Origin of the sequence: Candidimonas nitroreducens (genome assembly GCF_002209565.1) — a bacterium.
GTDB lineage: Bacteria > Pseudomonadota > Gammaproteobacteria > Burkholderiales > Burkholderiaceae_B > Candidimonas > Candidimonas nitroreducens.
Genome location: NZ_NJIH01000007.1, coordinates 88,159 through 103,933, shown reverse-complemented (window position 1 = coordinate 103,933; position 15,775 = coordinate 88,159). Strand labels below are relative to the sequence as shown.

At 67.0% G+C, this 15,775-nt stretch carries 12 protein-coding genes; 7 read left to right on the top strand and 5 right to left on the bottom strand.

Annotation, left to right across the window (positions count from 1 at the left end):
• Window positions 1–190 precede the first annotated feature (190 nt).
• Window positions 191–727 (top strand): YqaA family protein, encoded by a 537-nt coding sequence (locus CEY11_RS12580; RefSeq protein ID WP_088603759.1) that lies wholly within the window; start codon window positions 191–193, stop codon window positions 725–727.
• Between the two features lie 96 nt (window positions 728–823).
• Complete coding sequence (locus tag CEY11_RS12575) at window positions 824–4,762, top strand: DUF3683 domain-containing protein (RefSeq protein ID WP_088603758.1); 3,939 nt, start codon at window positions 824–826, stop codon at window positions 4,760–4,762.
• A gap of 119 nt (window positions 4,763–4,881) precedes the next feature.
• On the opposite strand, the gene CEY11_RS12570 is transcribed toward CEY11_RS12575, so the two are convergent.
• From CEY11_RS12570 to phoB, 5 genes are all read right to left on the bottom strand, one after another.
• Entirely contained in the window at window positions 4,882–5,637 is a 756-nt protein-coding gene (locus CEY11_RS12570; protein ID WP_088603757.1) for a LamB/YcsF family protein, read from the bottom strand.
• A gap of 129 nt (window positions 5,638–5,766) precedes the next feature.
• Window positions 5,767–6,879, bottom strand: coding sequence for a 5-oxoprolinase subunit C family protein (locus tag CEY11_RS12565; protein WP_088603756.1), 1,113 nt, complete (start codon window positions 6,877–6,879; stop codon window positions 5,767–5,769).
• A 139-nt stretch (window positions 6,880–7,018) separates the two neighbouring features.
• The gene (gene pxpB, locus CEY11_RS12560) at window positions 7,019–7,750 is read right to left on the bottom strand and encodes a 5-oxoprolinase subunit PxpB (RefSeq protein WP_088603755.1); all 732 of its coding nucleotides are present in this window, start codon (window positions 7,748–7,750) and stop codon (window positions 7,019–7,021) included.
• Between the two features lie 134 nt (window positions 7,751–7,884).
• Window positions 7,885–9,222, bottom strand: coding sequence for a phosphate regulon sensor histidine kinase PhoR (phoR, locus tag CEY11_RS12555; RefSeq protein ID WP_233154860.1), 1,338 nt, complete (start codon window positions 9,220–9,222; stop codon window positions 7,885–7,887).
• Window positions 9,223–9,226: 4 nt separating this feature from the next.
• A complete protein-coding gene (gene phoB, locus CEY11_RS12550) occupies window positions 9,227–9,928 on the bottom strand; it encodes a phosphate regulon transcriptional regulator PhoB (protein WP_088604016.1) in 702 nt (233 codons plus the stop codon).
• 119 nt (window positions 9,929–10,047) lie between these two features.
• Here phoB and ubiE point away from each other — a divergent pair, with 119 nt between their 5' ends.
• From ubiE to CEY11_RS12525, 5 genes are all read left to right on the top strand, one after another.
• Window positions 10,048–10,821: a bifunctional demethylmenaquinone methyltransferase/2-methoxy-6-polyprenyl-1,4-benzoquinol methylase UbiE gene (gene ubiE, locus CEY11_RS12545; RefSeq protein ID WP_088603753.1), complete on the top strand. Its 774-nt coding sequence runs from the start codon at window positions 10,048–10,050 to the stop codon at window positions 10,819–10,821.
• A 301-nt stretch (window positions 10,822–11,122) separates the two neighbouring features.
• Window positions 11,123–12,082, top strand: a complete 960-nt coding sequence (locus CEY11_RS12540; RefSeq protein ID WP_088603752.1) for a Tim44 domain-containing protein — start codon at window positions 11,123–11,125, stop codon at window positions 12,080–12,082.
• Window positions 12,083–12,308: 226 nt separating this feature from the next.
• Window positions 12,309–12,959 carry a ubiquinone biosynthesis accessory factor UbiJ gene (locus tag CEY11_RS12535; RefSeq protein WP_088603751.1) on the top strand — a complete coding sequence of 217 codons (651 nt, stop codon included), beginning with the start codon at window positions 12,309–12,311 and terminating at the stop codon, window positions 12,957–12,959.
• 3 nt (window positions 12,960–12,962) lie between these two features.
• Window positions 12,963–14,519 (top strand): ubiquinone biosynthesis regulatory protein kinase UbiB, encoded by a 1,557-nt coding sequence (gene ubiB / locus CEY11_RS12530; RefSeq protein WP_088603750.1) that lies wholly within the window; start codon window positions 12,963–12,965, stop codon window positions 14,517–14,519.
• Between the two features lie 335 nt (window positions 14,520–14,854).
• On the top strand, window positions 14,855–15,709 hold the full coding sequence (locus CEY11_RS12525) for a ferritin-like domain-containing protein (RefSeq protein WP_088603749.1): 855 nt from the start codon (window positions 14,855–14,857) through the stop codon (window positions 15,707–15,709).
• The last annotated feature ends 66 nt before the right edge of the window (window positions 15,710–15,775 follow it).

The following is a 15,775-nucleotide window of genomic DNA, read 5'->3' as shown; positions in this document are numbered from 1 at the left end:
ACGCCGGCGGCCCGCGGAAAAACCGATCGAACAGATTACCACAGCGCTGCCCCGGGACTCTTGCAGCCCGCCCCGTAAGCGGCAGGCGCCTGTCTGCCCGGGCCTGGCGGGCATCGGCAAGAACAGGCCCGCGCGAACGGCGTAAGGGCTGGCCCCTGGGGGCAAGCGGCTGCGGCTAAACTAGCGCTCCATGGAATACTTGCTCGAATCCCCCCTGCAGTGGCTGCTGGCCACGCTGGCCCTGCCCAAGGTGGGGCTGACGGCCATCTTCGTCGTCAGCCTGCTCTCGGCGACGCTGCTGCCGCTGGGTTCCGAGCCGGCGGTGTTCGGCTACGTCAAGCTGGCGCCCGATATGTACTGGCTTGCCATCAGCGTGGCCGCGCTCGGCAACACCCTGGGCGGGATAATCACTTATTTCATGGGCGAGGGCGCGGAACGCGCCTACGAGCATTGGCGCCAGAAGCATGGCCACGCGCCCGGGGGCCCTGCCGAGCCCGCCGCGCTGGCCGGCGGGCGCTGGCATGCGCACATCAGCCGCTGGTCGCATCGGTTCGGGCCTTCCATCTTGCTGTTCTCGTGGCTGCCGGCCGTGGGCGACCTGCTGTGCGCGGTGGCAGGCTGGCTGCGCCTGCCTTTCTGGCGCTGCGTGTTGTACATGGCGGTGGGCAAGTTCCTGCGCTATGCGCTGGTAACCGCCGGACTGCTGTGGTTCTTCCCGCCCGCATGAAGCGGGAGGCGCCGGCGCCTCCCATGCGCCGTCCTTGCCAATGGCAAACTCGTATTACACTGTTTCTTTAATGGCTTTCCCTCTTTTCACTACGCCATGAATGCGCCCCTAGCCAGTCAGCTGCTTGCCGCCCAGGCCCCCGTCGCCGCCACGCGACTACGCGAAATCCCCTACAACTACACCTCTTTCTCCGACCGCGAAATCGTCTCGAGGCTGCTGGGCGCGGACTCCTGGCAATGGCTTTCCGACCTGCGCGGCGAACGGCGCACCGGGCGCTCGGCCCGCATGTTGTTCGAGGTGCTGGGCGACATCTGGGTGGTGCGCCGCAACCCCTATCTGCAGGACGACCTGCTGGACAACCCCAAGCGCCTGCGCTTGCTGGTCGACGCCATGAACCACCGCCTGGCCGAGATCGACCGGCGCCGCGACTTGTCCGACCCGGCGCGCGACGACAAGGTGGCGCATCTGCTGCAGGCCGCGCGCGGTGCGGTCGGCGCCTTCGCCGGCGAGTTCGAGCAGACCCGCGAACTACGCAAGCGGGTCATGCGCCGCCTGGGGCGCGCCACGGCGCGCGACAACATCAAGTTCGACGCGCTGTCGCGCGTCTCGCACGTTACCGACGCCACCGATTGGCGCGTGGAATACCCCTTCGTGGTGCTGACGCCCGACTCCGAGGCCGAGATGGCGCCGCTGGTGCGCGCCTGTATCGAACTGGACATGACCATCATCCCGCGCGGCGGCGGCACTGGCTACACGGGCGGCGCCATTCCGCTGACCTGGCGCTCGGTGGTCATCAACACCGAAAAACTCGATGCGCTGGGCGCGGTCGAGTCCGGCAGCCTGCCGGGCGTGGACGAGCCCGTGGCCACGGTGCTCACTGGTGCCGGCGTAGTCACCCGGCGCGTGGCCGAAGCCGCGGAAGCGGCGGGCTTCGTATTCGCGGTCGACCCGACCTCGGCCGATGCCTCCTGTGTGGGCGGCAACGTCGCCATGAACGCCGGCGGCAAGAAGGCGGTGCTGTGGGGCACGGCGCTGGACAACCTGGCCTGGTGGCGCATGGTCGACCCGGAAGGCAACTGGCTCGAGGTCACGCGGCTCGAACACAACATGGGCAAGATCCACGACGTGGCGCAGGCGCGCTTCGAGCTCAAGTGGTTCGACGGCAGCCATGCTCCGGGCGCGCGCCTGCTGCGCAGCGAGGTGCTGGCCATCGACGGCTCGCGCTTCCGCAAGGCGGGCCTGGGCAAGGACGTGACCGACAAATTCCTGGCCGGCCTGCCGGGCGTGCAGAAAGAAGGCTGCGACGGCCTGATCACCTCGGCGCGCTGGGTGCTGCATCGCATGCCGGCGCACACGCGCACCGTCTGCCTGGAATTCTTCGGCCAGGCGCGCGACGCCATTCCGTCGATCGTCGAGATCAAAACCTACCTGGACGGCGAAGGCCGGGCGCGCGGCGCCATTCTTGCCGGCCTCGAGCACCTGGACGAGCGCTACCTGCGCGCGGTCGGCTACGCCACCAAGAGCAAGCGTGGCGGTTTTCCGAAGATGGTGCTGTTCGGCGACATCGTGGGCGACGACCCCGATGCCGTGGCCGTGGCCGCCAGCGAGGTGGTGCGCCTGGCCAATACGCGCCATGGCGAGGGCTTCGTGGCCGTCAGCGCCGAGGCGCGCAAGAAATTCTGGCTCGACCGCTCGCGCACCGCCGCCATCGCGCGCCACACCAACGCCTTCAAGATCAACGAAGACGTGGTCATTCCGCTCAATCGCATGGGCGAATACACCGACGCGATCGAGCGCATCAATATAGAGCTGTCCACGCACAACAAGCTGCGCCTGCTCGACCGGCTCGAGGAATTTCTGGGCGGCGAACTGCCCGTGGGCAAGACCGAAGACATCGAAGACGCCGAGCACACGCGCGCCGAGGTGCTGGCCGAGCGCACCCGCGAGGCCGTGGCCGTGCTGCGCGCCGCCCGCGCGCGCTGGAACTGGCTGCTGGACAACCTTGACATGCCGCTGCAGCAGGCGTTGCCCACGCTGCGCGACTTGGGGCTCGAGGCGCTGGACGAGGCCTTGCGCGAGCGCGTGGCCAGACAGCCGCAGGCGCGGGTGTTCGACGTGGTGCAAGATCGCACCATACGCGTGTCCTGGAAGGCCGAGGTGCGCGCGCCCATGGAGAGCCTGTTTTCGGGGGCCGACTGCGCCGCGGTGCTGGCCGAGATCCAGGCCATCCACGACCGCGTGCTCAAGGGGCGCGTGTTCGTCGCGCTGCACATGCATGCCGGCGACGGCAACGTGCATACCAATATCCCGGTCAACTCCGACAACTACGAAATGCTGCGCGAGGCCACCGAGACGGTGGCGCGCATCATGCAGATCGCCCGCGACCTCGACGGCGTCATCTCGGGCGAGCACGGCATCGGCCTGACCAAGTACGAATTCCTCACCCAGGACGAGCTGCAGCCCTTCCAGGACTACAAGCGGCGCATCGACCCGGCCGGCCGCTTCAACGGCGGTAAGCTCATGCCGGGCGCCGATCTGACCCACGCCTGGACGCCCAGCTTCAACCTCATGGGCTACGAATCGCTGATCATGCAGCAAAGCGAGATCGGCGCGATCTCCCACGCCATCAAGGACTGCCTGCGCTGCGGCAAATGCAAGCCGGTGTGCGCCACCCACGTGCCGCGCGCCAACCTGCTGTACTCGCCGCGCAACAAGATCCTGGCCACCTCGCTGCTGATCGAAGCCTTCCTGTACGAAGAGCAGACGCGCCGCGGCGTCAGCCTCAAGCATTGGGAAGAATTCGAAGACGTTGCCGACCACTGCACGGTCTGCCACAAGTGCTACAACCCCTGTCCGGTCGACATCGACTTCGGCGACGTGTCCATGGACATGCGCGCGCTGCTGCGCCGCATGGGCAAGAAGTCCTTCAACCCCGGCACCGCGGCGTCGATGTTCTTCCTCAATGCCAAGGATCCGCGCGTCATCAAGGCCACGCGCAAGGCCATGATAGAAGTGGGCTACAAGGCGCAGCGCGTCGCCCACGACGTCCTGGCGGCGGCCTCGCGCAAGCAGACCCAGAAGCCGCCGGCCACGGTGGGCAAGGCGCCGGTGCGCGAGCAGGTGATCCACTTCGTCAACAAGAAGATGCCGGGCGGCCTACCCAAGCAGACCGCGCGCAAGCTGCTCGACATCGAAGATCCGGCCTACGTGCCCATCATCCGCAACCCGGCTTCCACCACGCCAGAAACCGAGGCGGTGTTCTACTTCCCGGGCTGCGGCTCCGAGCGCCTGTTCTCGCAGGTCGGGCTGGCCACGCAGGCCATGCTCTGGCACGTGGGCGTGCAGACCGTGCTGCCGCCGGGCTACCTGTGCTGCGGCTACCCGCAGCGCGGCAACGGCATGTACGACAAAGCCGAGAAGATGATCACCGACAATCGCGTGCTGTTCCACCGCATGGCGAACACGCTGAATTATCTCGACATCAAGACGGTGGTGGTCAGTTGCGGCACCTGCTACGACCAATTGTCCAGCTACGAATTCGACAAGATCTTCCCGGGCTGCCGCCTGATCGACATCCACGAATACCTGCTGGAAAAAGACCAGCGGCTCGAGGGCATACAGGGGGTGCGCTACATGTACCACGACCCCTGCCACACGCCCATGAAGCTGCAGGATCCCATGAAGACCGTCAAGTCGCTGGTGGGCGACGCCACCATCAAGGCCGACCGCTGCTGCGGCGAATCCGGCACGCTGGCGGTCAGCCGCCCCGACATTTCCACCCAGGTGCGTTTCCGCAAGCAGGAAGAACTGGCGAAGAACCAGGCCGCGGTGCGCGCTGACGGCTTCAGCGGCGAGGTCAAGATCCTCACGTCCTGCCCGTCGTGCCTGCAGGGCCTGATCCGCTATCAGGGCGACACCGGCATGGATGCCGACTACATCGTCATAGAAATGGCGCGCCACATCCTGGGTGAAACCTGGATGGAATCGTATGTGCGCGATGCCAACGCCGGTGGCATAGAGCGGGTGCTGGTGTAGGGTTTTTGCTCTATTGCCATGCCGCCCGCGCGGTGCAATCGGCTGCAGGCGCTGGTGGCCCGGCTTGCAGCCTGCCGGCGATCCTCGGGGCGAGTTCGCGCCGCGCGCGGCGCCGCGGCCTACACCGTGGCGATAACCACCCCCTTGGCTTCCAGATCGGCCCGGATCTTTTTCGCGAACTGCGCCGCGCCCGGCTGGTCGCCGTGCAGGCACAGGGTGTCGGCGCGTACTTCGACTTCGGTGCCCTGGCGTGTGGCCACGCGGCCGCGCTGCACCATGGACAGCACTTGGCGCAGCGAGGCGTCGGCGTCTTCGATCATGGCGCCGGGCAGCGAGCGCGGGGTCAGGCTGCCGTCGGATTCATAGCTGCGGTCGCCGAACACTTCTTGCGCCACGCGCAGGCCCAGGGCTTCGCCGGCGCGGATCAGTTCGCTGCCGGCCAGGCCGTAGACGATCAGTTCGGGGTTCACGTCGCGCATCGCGCGGCATATGGCGTCGGCCAGGGCCGCGTCGCGCGCCGCCATGTTGTAGAGCGCGCCGTGCGCCTTGACGTGATGCAGCGTGCCGCCCTGGCTGGCCGCCACGGCCGCCAGCGCGCCGATCTGTACCACCACGCAGTCGTAGGCTTCCTGCGGGCTCAGGCGGATTTCACGGCGCCCGAAGCCCAGCAGATCGGGCAGGCTGGGGTGGGCGCCCACGGCCACGCCGTGTTCGATGGCGGCGGCCACGGTCTTGCGCATGGTGGCGGGGTCGCCGCCGTGAAAGCCACAGGCGATGTTGGCCGAACTCACGTAGGGCAGTACGGCGAGATCGTCGCCCATCTTCCACGCGCCATAGCTTTCACCCATGTCGCAATTCAAGTCGAGTTTGTTCATACGGGCCTCACTTGCTAGCTTTATACATGCTAGGGCATTTTCAGTTCAGGTACTTACATGCTTCGAAGCATTGCATCAGGCAAGCGCCACGAAAACCCGGTAAACACTTGAGCCAAGCTTGCTCTAGTTCTATACATGGTCTGGGCCTGCTTCCGTGCTGGAAGGCTCAGTGGCGCCGGCGTTGCCGCCAGCGCCTCCAGTTCCGGCATCGGCTGCGGCAGGGGCTCTTGCATCGGCTGCGGCACCGCCATGGGCGGATTCCAGCAATGCGCGCAGCGGCGCCAGCGCCTGGCTCAGGCGCGCGAAGGCCGCTACGCGCTGCGCGTCCAGGCGCTGCGCGGCGGCTATGTCGATTTCCTCGAAGCCCACACTGTCGCCCGGCAGGCATTGGGCGAGCTGCGGCAGATCGACACTGGCCACATGGGCGATCTTGGGATAGCCGCCGGTGGTCTGCCGATCGGCCATGAGTACGATGGGCTGTCCCTCGGCAGGCACCTGCACCGTGCCGAAGCAGGTGGCCTCGGAGAGCAATTGTTGCGGCCGCTGCAGCTCGAGCTTCGGGCCCTGCAGCCGATACCCCATGCGCTCGGACTGCGGGCTGATGCGGTAGGGCGCCGAGTAAAGATTGCGCAGGGCTGCGGCCTTGAACAGCTGGGCGTGCTCGCCGCGCAGCGCGCGCAGCCGCGGCCGGGCGGGGGCCCCCAGGCTGGCCGGCAGGTAGATGCGCAGGTTCCAGAGTTCCTGGGCCAGCTCATCCAGCGCCGCTCCCGCCAGGCCGCGGTTCAGGCGAACGATGTCGCCCACTGCCAGGGCGCGGCCTTGATAGCCGCCATAGCGTCCGCGCAGATTGGTGCTGCAGCTGCCCAGCACGGGCTCCAGCGCGAAACCGCCGTGCACCGCCAGATAGGCGCGCGCGCCCGATTTGCGGGCGCCGAATTTCAGCACCTCGCCGCTGCGCGCGATGATGGGGCGGTTGACGGGTACGGGGCGTCCGTCCAGCGTTGCCTGCAGATCGGCGCCGCACACCGCCAGGCAGCAGGGCGCGTCGATGCGCAACCGCGGGCCGAGCAGGGTGATTTCCAGTGTGGCTTCGCTTTCGGTGTTGCCGGCCAGCAGATTGGCGAGCCGGTGGGCGCGCTCGTCCATGGCGCCGCCCACCGGCACGCCCAGGTGCTGCTGGCCGTAGCGGCCCAGATCCTGGAAGCTCGAAAGCAGCCCCGGGGCGAGCACGGTCAGGGACATGAGGCGGCCCTCGGCTTGCCGCGGCGCGTGTTCTCGGAGCGGCCGTGGAAGATTGGCATGGGCCGGGTGCGCAGGCACGACCGGGCGTAGCAGAGTAGGCGGACGCGAAGGCGAGGGCGGGCGGGGGACACCATGCTGTTCATCGCCGCCGCTCCTGGGCCGCAAGGAATTCCTGTTCCGACACCGGCACGAAGCGCACGCTGTCGCCGGGTGCCAGCAGCGTGGGCGGCTCGGCGTGCGGGTCGAACAGCGTGACGCTGCTGGCGCCTATGATGTGCCAGCCGCCCGGCGAGGATTCGGGATAGATCATGGTCTGCCGGTTGGCGATGGCCACCGAGCCCGCCGGCAGCGAAACGCGGGGCGAGCTGCGCCGCGGAATGTCCAGGCGCGGGTCGATCAGGCCCAGATACGGTGCGCCGGCGGCAAAGCCCAGCATCAGCACTTGTACCGTGGCGGCGCTGTGCAGGCGCACGACCTCGGCCTCGTTCAGGCCGCAATGCTCGGCCACCTGCGGCAGGTCGGGGCCGTATGCGCCGCCGTAGCAGACCGCGATGTCTACCTGCCTGGCCGCGGGCGGCTCGAATCCGCCGCCGAAAACCTGCTGCAGCCGCTGGTCGATTGCCCGCTCCAGAGCCCGGGCCTGCCGTGCGTCGGCGCCGGGGTGATGATGCACCGCCACGCTGTTGTAGGTGGGCACGATGTCGCGCACCCCTTCCAGCCCTGCCGCGCGCAGCGCCGCGGCGGCGGCGATGCAGCGCCGGCTGACGGCCGGGTCGATGCCGGAGCCGAACCGCAGTATCAGGCAGCGGTCTCCCTGCGGAACGATCTTCCAGTCCCGCGGCGGCGTGTCGGATAGGCTGGCCGAGGCCATTTCGATTCGCTCCTGGCGCAATTGGGCGCAGTGTGGAATGGTCACGCATTGTCCGCGCCGGCGGAACCTGGGCTGCCGGGGCGGGCCGCCCGCGCCGCGGGCGCATACTGCAGTTTTAGCATGTTTGCCGAGCGCTACGCGGCCGTCTCGGGCAGCCGGCGCAGCACGCGCGCGGCGGGGAAGTGCAGCGAGAACAGGCTGCCCTCGCCGTGGCGGCTGCGGATCGAGAACTCCGCCTGGTGCCGCATGGCGACGTGCTTGGTAATAGCCAGGCCCAGGCCGGTGCCGCCGGTGCCGCGCGAGCGGCCCCGATCCACGCGATAGAAACGTTCCGTCAAGCGCGGAATGTCTTCCTGCGCGATGCCTATGCCGGTGTCCTGCACGCTGTAGCAGGCGCGGCCGTCCTCGGTGGCGTACCAGCTGGCGGTAATGGTGCCGCCCTTGGGCGTGTAGCGCACGGCGTTGGTCAACAGATTGGAAATGGCCGAGGCCAGCTCGGTTTCCGTGCCGCGCAAGCCCAAGCCGTCGTCGACCTTCTCGACGAAGACGTGTTCGCCGTTGGACAGCGCCTTGGCCTGCTGCAGCGCGTTGTGCACCAGCAGGGCGACCCGCACCGGCGTGCCTTCCGCGGCCGGTGAAGACTCCAGCGTGGAGAGCGTCAGCAGATCGCTGACGATGGCCTCCATGCGCCGCGCCTGCTCGTACATGAGCTGCAGATAATGGGCTTCCTGCTCGTCGCTGATCGCGCCTTCGGGCATTTCGCGCAGGGTTTCCAGGAAGCCGGACAGCACGGTCAGCGGCGTACGCAGTTCGTGAGACACATTGGCCACGAAGTCCTTGCGCGTGGTCTCGAGCTTCTCGACCTGGGTCACGTCGCGGGTCACGACCAGGAACTGGCCCACCCCGTAGGGCGCCATCTGTACCTGCAGCGCCTTGTCGTGGCCGCCGCTCTGGTGGTGCAGCAGCAGCGGGGTAGGCCAGCTTTCCTGCCGGGCATAGGCGGCAAAATCGGGCGAGCGCAGTATATGGAAAATGCTGGCATTCTTGTCCCGTTCGGGATCCAGGCCCAGGTGCTCGCAGGCGGTGCGGTTGCTCCAGATGAGCTGCATGGCGTCGTTCAGCGCAATGGCGCCGTCGGGCAGGGCCTGCGCGGCCAGCATGAGCTGATCGAGCTGTTGCTGCATGTGGTTGGCCTCGAGCGCGTTCTTGCGCAGCTTGCGATAGACCGGCGCAAGCGCGTCGTCCCAGGGGCCTATGGACACGGGCAGGGGGGCCTCGGTATTTTGCGCCCAGCGGGCCACCCGCGCCAGGCGCAGGCCGCCGGCCAGCGCCGCCAGCAGCAGGCCGCAGCCAAACACCTGCCAGCCCAGCAGCGGCCGGGCCCAGGCGCCCACGGCACAGCTGAACGCCGCCCAGGCGGCCACCGGCCACCAGCGCCTGGCCAGCTCGCCGGCCGCGAGGTGCCGGTGCACGGGTTTATTCGGGGGCGGCGCCATACACGGTGCAGCGGTAGCCCGTGCCGCGCACGGTCTCGATATGGCGGTCGTGGCCGCTGGGCTCCAGGGCCTTGCGCAGGCGCCGGATGTGCACGTCGACCGTGCGCTCCTCGACGAAGACGTGGTCGCCCCAGACCTGATCCAGCAGCTGGCCGCGCGAGAACACACGTTCAGTGTGCGTCATGAAGAAATGCAGCAGGCGGAATTCGGTGGGGCCGATGGCCAGCACCCGGTCGCCGCCCATGACGCGGTGCGTGGCCGGATCCAGCGACAGCGTGCCCAGGCGCACCACGTCGTCGGTGAGCTGCGGCGCGCGCCGGCGCAGCACCGCCTTGATGCGCGCCAGCAGCTCTTTGGGCGAGAAGGGTTTGGTGATGTAGTCGTCGGCGCCGGCTTCCAGGCCTTCGAGCTTGTCCTGTTCCGCGCCCTTGGCGGTCAGCATGATGATGGGCACCGCGCGGGTGCGTTCGTCGCCGCGCAGTTTGCGAGCCAGGGCGATGCCCGAGGCGCCCGGCAGCATCCAGTCCAGCAGGATCAGGTCGGGCAGTTCCGCCTGTATCAGTGTTTGCGCCTGCTCGGCGTCGAGCGCGCGCAGAACCTTGTGGCCCGCGAAGCCCAGGTTCACGGCGATCAGCTCCTGGATGGCGGGTTCGTCTTCTACGACCAGTATCGTGGAATTCATGGCACCTGAAATAATATAGCAAGCCGCGCTTGCCTCGCTTACGACGAGCGCCATCATATGACGCCAATGTTGCAGGTTTGTGAACATTGATGCGTTACGGATGAGTTACCATAACCGGTATGTCGAACACCCGCCCAGACCCCGCGCAAACGCCGCCCGAGACGACCACCCATTTCGGTTACGAAACCGTCAGGGAAGCCGACAAGGCGGCCAAGGTGGCGCAGGTTTTCCATTCCGTGGCCAGCCGCTACGATCTCATGAACGACCTCATGTCCGGCGGCATGCACCGGCTCTGGAAGGCCTTCACCATAGGCCGCGCCGACGTGCGCCCCGGCATGAAAGTGCTGGACATCGCCGGCGGCACCGGCGACCTGGCCCGGGCCTTCGCCAAGCGCGCCGGCCCCAGCGGCGAGGTGTGGCTCACCGACATCAACGATTCGATGCTGCGCGTGGGGCGCGACCGCCTGCTCGACCGCGGCCTGCTGGTGCCCGTGGCGGTCTGCGACGCCGAACGGCTGCCGTTCCCCACGGGGTACTTCGACCGCGTCAGCGTGGCCTTCGGCCTGCGCAACATGACCCACAAAGAACAGGCCCTGGCCGAGATGCGCCGCGTGCTCAGGCCCGGCGGCAAGCTGCTGGTGCTGGAATTCTCGCGCATCGCCAAGCCCCTGGCACCGGCCTACGACTGGTATTCCTTCAATATCCTGCCGTGGCTGGGCAAAAAGGTGGCCGGCGACGAGGCCAGCTACCGCTATCTGGCCGAATCCATACGCATGCATCCCGATCAGGCCACCCTGGCCGGCATGCTCGAGACCGCTGGCCTGTCGCAGGTACGCTACTTCAATCTTGCGGCCGGCCTGGTGGCCCTGCACGAGGGTGTCAACCTGGGCTGACCGGCACTAGGCTACGGGCGCCGTTTTTGAGGCGGAGCCGGCGCAGCCTTGGCTCGACTCGGCGCCAGAGGCACCCCGCCATAGGCGTCCTCGACTTCTCAGTAATAGTCCCCCGACTCCTCGGTAACAGCCCCCGGCTTCTCCGTAATAAGTACTAGTGGCAGAGAATAGTGGCAGAGAAGCTACGGCCGCGAGGCCGGGGCCTTTTTGATTGTTCAGCTTAATGTAAGTTTTATGCTATGCTTTGCCGCAAGCGTATCAATACTCTAGCCGGCCAACCCGGCGCCACAGGAGCATTTTCATGTCCCTCCGGATTTCCAGGCTATTTGCCTTCGCTATGCTGATCGTATCGGCGTTGGCAATGCTTTCCGTCTCTTCCGAGGCCGAGGCCCGCCGCATGGGCGGCGGCAGCAGCTTTGGCCGCCAGTCGGCCAACATCACCCAGAAGCGCCAGGCCGTCACGCCTCCGGCGGCCAGCACGACCACGCCCAGGGCGGCCGCGCCCGCAGCGGCGGGCGCTACCGGCGCCGCAGCCGGCGCAGCCGCAAAAAGCGGCATGTCGCGCTGGCTGGGCCCCATCGCCGGCATAGCCGCGGGCCTGGGCATTGCCGCGCTGCTGTCGCACCTGGGGCTGTCCGGCGCCTTTCTTGAAATGATTTCCAGCCTGGTGCTCATCGGCATCGTGCTGTTCGGCATCATGTATATCGTGCGCCGCCTGCGCGGCATGCAGCCGGCCGCCACGCTGTCCAGGCAGGGCGCCGCGGGCTCGGCTCCTCCTCCTTCTTCTACGCTGCAGCGCCAAGCCGCGGCGCCGGCCGCCGCGGCCGGCACTGGCGCGGGCGCTTCGGCACCGTCGGCGCCGGCCGATTCCAGCTGGTTCATACCCGGCGACTTCGACACCGCGGCATTCCTCAGCCAGGCCAAGGCGCGCTTCATAGAAATCCAGGCCATCTGGGACAGCGGCGACGTCAACAAGCTGCGCGAGTACCTCACCGACGACCTGGTCGCCGAACTCAAGCCGCAGATCCTGGCGCGCAGCGGCACCACCAGCACCGAAGTGGTGCTGCTCAACGCCGAACTGCTCGGTATCGAGTCTGTGTCCGGCGGCCATCTGGCCAGCGTGCGCTACTCGGGCATGCTGCGCGAGTCGACCGACGCCGAGGCATTCCGCTTCGAAGAGGTCTGGAACCTGTACAAGGGCGGCGAAAGCGGCTGGCTGCTGGCCGGCATCCAGCAAATTCCCCTGGAATACGCCAGCTAAGGCATATCGATTGAGCACGCTCCAGGATCGTTCTCTCCTGGGGCTTTTCCAAACCCGGGCTTGCGTCCGGGTTTTTTTGCGCGGCCGCCCTCGGGTGCTTGCTCCGCCGATGCGGGGCCCTGTTTGCGCACGCAGGCCCGCGCCCTCTTGCGCCGCAAAACCGTTAAACTCTAAGCTTCGCCCATTTATTTCCGAATACTTCCGCCGCGTTCGCGGCCAGTTCCGTATGTTCCCGATTCCCTCATTTCTGGCCCCCGCCGTGGTCGCTGCGCGTGCGCTCAAGCAGTTGCTGCGGCGCGAAGAATGGGCGCGGGATCGCCTGGCTCGCCACTCCGGCAAGACGGTGCGCTTTATCGCGGGCCGCTATGCGGCAAGCCTGTCGATACAGGCCGATGGCTATGTGACGGCGTCCGATCCGGCTGTCGTGCCGGACGTCACGCTTACCGTTGCGGCGGATCGCCTGGGGCGGCTGGCCGCGGCCCTGCGCAGCGGCCAGCCCGACGAGATCGCGGCGCTGCTGCATGTGCAGGGCGATGCCGGGCTGGCGCAGCTGGTTTCCGAGCTGGCGCGCGACCTGCGCTGGGACGTCGAAGCCGAGCTGGCGAACCTGGTGGGCGACGTGGCCGCGCTGCGCCTGCTGGGCGGCGCGCGCATATTGCGTCGTGGCGTGCGCCGGGCCGGCGAGCGCCTGGCCGGCAATGTGGGCGAATATCTGACCGAAGAAAGCCGCAGCCTGCTCGGGCGCCCCGAATACGAGCAATGGCGCGATGACCTGGCGCGCATGCAGGCCACGCTCGACGGGCTGGAACGGCGTGCCGCCGGGCTCGAGTCGCGTGCCCGCCAGTGCGGCACTTCTTTTAGCACAGACAGGCTCTAGGCCATGCTGACGCTGTTGCGCCTGGTACGCATCATCTTCGTGGGGCTGCGTTATCGGCTCGACGAGCTGCTGCTCTCCAGCATCAAGCATCCGCTGGCTCACGGGCTGTTGCGCATCGTGCGCTTCGGCCGGCCGCCGCGCACGCCGCGCGGCGTGCGCCTGCGCCTGGCGCTGGAATCCCTCGGGCCTATCTTCGTCAAGTTCGGCCAGGTGCTGTCCACCCGCCGCGACCTGATTCCGCACGACGTGGCCACCGAGCTGGCGCGCCTGCAGGACAAGGTGCCGCCGTTTCCTTCCGAGCAGGCCGCAGCCAGCATAGAGGCGGCGCTGGGGGCTTCGCCGCATGTGTTGTTCGCGCATTTCGAGACCGATCCGGTGGCCTCGGCCTCTATCGCCCAGGTGCATTTCGCCGAGCTGCACGATGGCCGCAAGGTGGCGGTCAAGGTGCTGCGCCCGGGCATGCTGGCTGTAATCGAGAAAGATCTGACGCTGCTGCGCGCGCTGGCGGGGCTGGTCGAGCGCCTGGTGCCCGACGGCCGACGCCTCAAGCCGCGCGAGGTGGTGGCCGAATTCGACAAATACCTGCACGACGAGCTCGACCTGATCCGCGAGGCGTCCAACTGCAGCCAGCTGCGGCGCAATTTCGGGCCGGGCACGGGGCGCGAGAACCTGCTGATGGTGCCCGAGGTCATCTGGGAATATTGCGCCACTACGGTCTTCACCATGGAGCGCATGTACGGCATACCGGTCAGCCAGATGGATCGCCTGCATGCGGCCGGTGTCGATATCCGTCTGCTGGCGCGCACCGGCGTAGAGATCTTCTTCATGCAGGTCTTCACCGACGGCTTCTTCCATGCCGACATGCATCCGGGCAATATTTATGTGTCGGATCAGCCCGAGACGCTCGGACGCTATATTGCCCTGGATTTCGGCATCGTCGGCTCGTTGTCCGAGTTCGACAAGAACTATCTGGCGCAGAATTTCCTGGCCTTCTTCCGGCGCGACTACCGGCGTGTGGCGCAGCTGCACATCGAGTCGGGCTGGGTGCCGCCGCAGACCCGCGAGGAAGAGCTCGAGGGGGCGGTGCGGGCGGTCTGCGAACCTTATTTCGACCGGCCGCTGGCCGAAATATCGCTCGGGCAGGTATTATTGCGGCTGTTCCAGACCTCGCGCCGTTTCAACGTCGAGATCCAGCCGCAGCTGGTGCTGTTGCAGAAGACGCTGCTGAACGTCGAGGGCATGGGGCGCGATCTCGACCCCGACCTCGATCTCTGGAAGACCGCCAAGCCCTATCTGGAAAAATGGATGCGCCAGCGGGTCGGCTTGTCGGGTCTGCGCCAGCGCGTCGAGCAAGAGGCGGGGCAATGGGTGCAGATGCTGCCGCAGCTGCCGCGCCTGGTGCATGCCAATTTGATGCGTCCCTATATAGAGCCGCAGATGCACGACGAGCTGCAGCGCATGCGGCGCGCTCAGGAACACACCAATCGCCTGCTGACCACGCTGGCGGCGGTGCTGGCCGCGGCGGTGGGGGTGGCCATCTGGGCACTGACACGCCACTGATGCACGCTTGCGGCTCAGGGGCGGGCTTGTCCGGGGCCGGGCCGCGCAGCCATGGAAGGAAGCCGCGGAAGCTGCAAGCCGCAGGGCGGAGGGGACGGCACGGCCGTCTTTTCGCCTGTGAATCTGTATAAATAAGCCCTCTTGCGGTATGGGCGGACATCATATTGACCAATAACTCGGTTCTAATCGAGGCGCCGGGAGCGCCGGCCGACGCAGCGCTGCCCAGCGGGGCGCCCGCCCGACGGTAGCGGCCCGATGCAGCGCCGTCCGATGGAACGACAACTGCAGTACGCCGGGCCGGCGGGCCGCCACGGCTGAATTAAAGGGGGGATCCCATGCTATATCCTGAATTGTTCAAATCGATGGAAGCGGTGCGCTGGAATATGGACACCGATATTCCCTGGGACGATTTCGACGCCGCCAAGCTGTCGGACGAGCAGGCCTACACCATCAAGATGAATGCCATTACGGAATGGGCGGCGCTGCCCGCCACCGAAATGTTCCTGCGCGACAACCGCGGCGACAGCGATTTCTGCGCCTTCATGTCGATCTGGTTCTTCGAGGAACAGAAGCATTCCCTGGCTCTGATCGAATACCTGCGGCGCTTCCGCCCCGAACTGGTGCCTTCCGAAGAAGAATTGCACAAGGTGCGCTTCGACTTCGACCCGGCGCCGGCGCTGGAAACCCTGATGCTGCACTTCTGCGGCGAGGTACGGCTGAATCATTGGTACCGGCGCGCCTCGGAATGGCATACCGAGCCCGTCATCAAGGCCATCTACCGCATTATTTCGCAGGACGAGGCGCGCCACGCGGGTGCCTACCTGCGCTACATGAAGCGTGCGCTGGTAAGCCGCGGCAGCGATTGGGCGCGGCAGGCGCGGCTGGCTTTTTCCAAGATCGGCGTGCTGATGGCCTCGGCGCACCGCACTCCCCAGGCGCTGCATCCGACCAATCTGCACGTCAACAAGAGCCTGTATCCCGATGACACCGTGCAGTGCCGGCTGCCCACGCCGGGCTGGCTCGAGAACTGGCTGGACAACCAGATCTGCTTCGACAACGTGTGGGAAAACAAGGTCAGTTCGCGCATACTGCACAATCTGTCGTTGCTGATGGACAGCACCTTCGATACCGTGCAGGATCTGAACCGCTATCGCAAGAGCCTGCTGCGCGAAGCGCCGGCGCTGGCCTGAGGCAGGCCCCAGGCGCGGGCCCGGCCCGTGTTCCGCATCGATACCCGGGCGTTTGCCTCCTGCCGT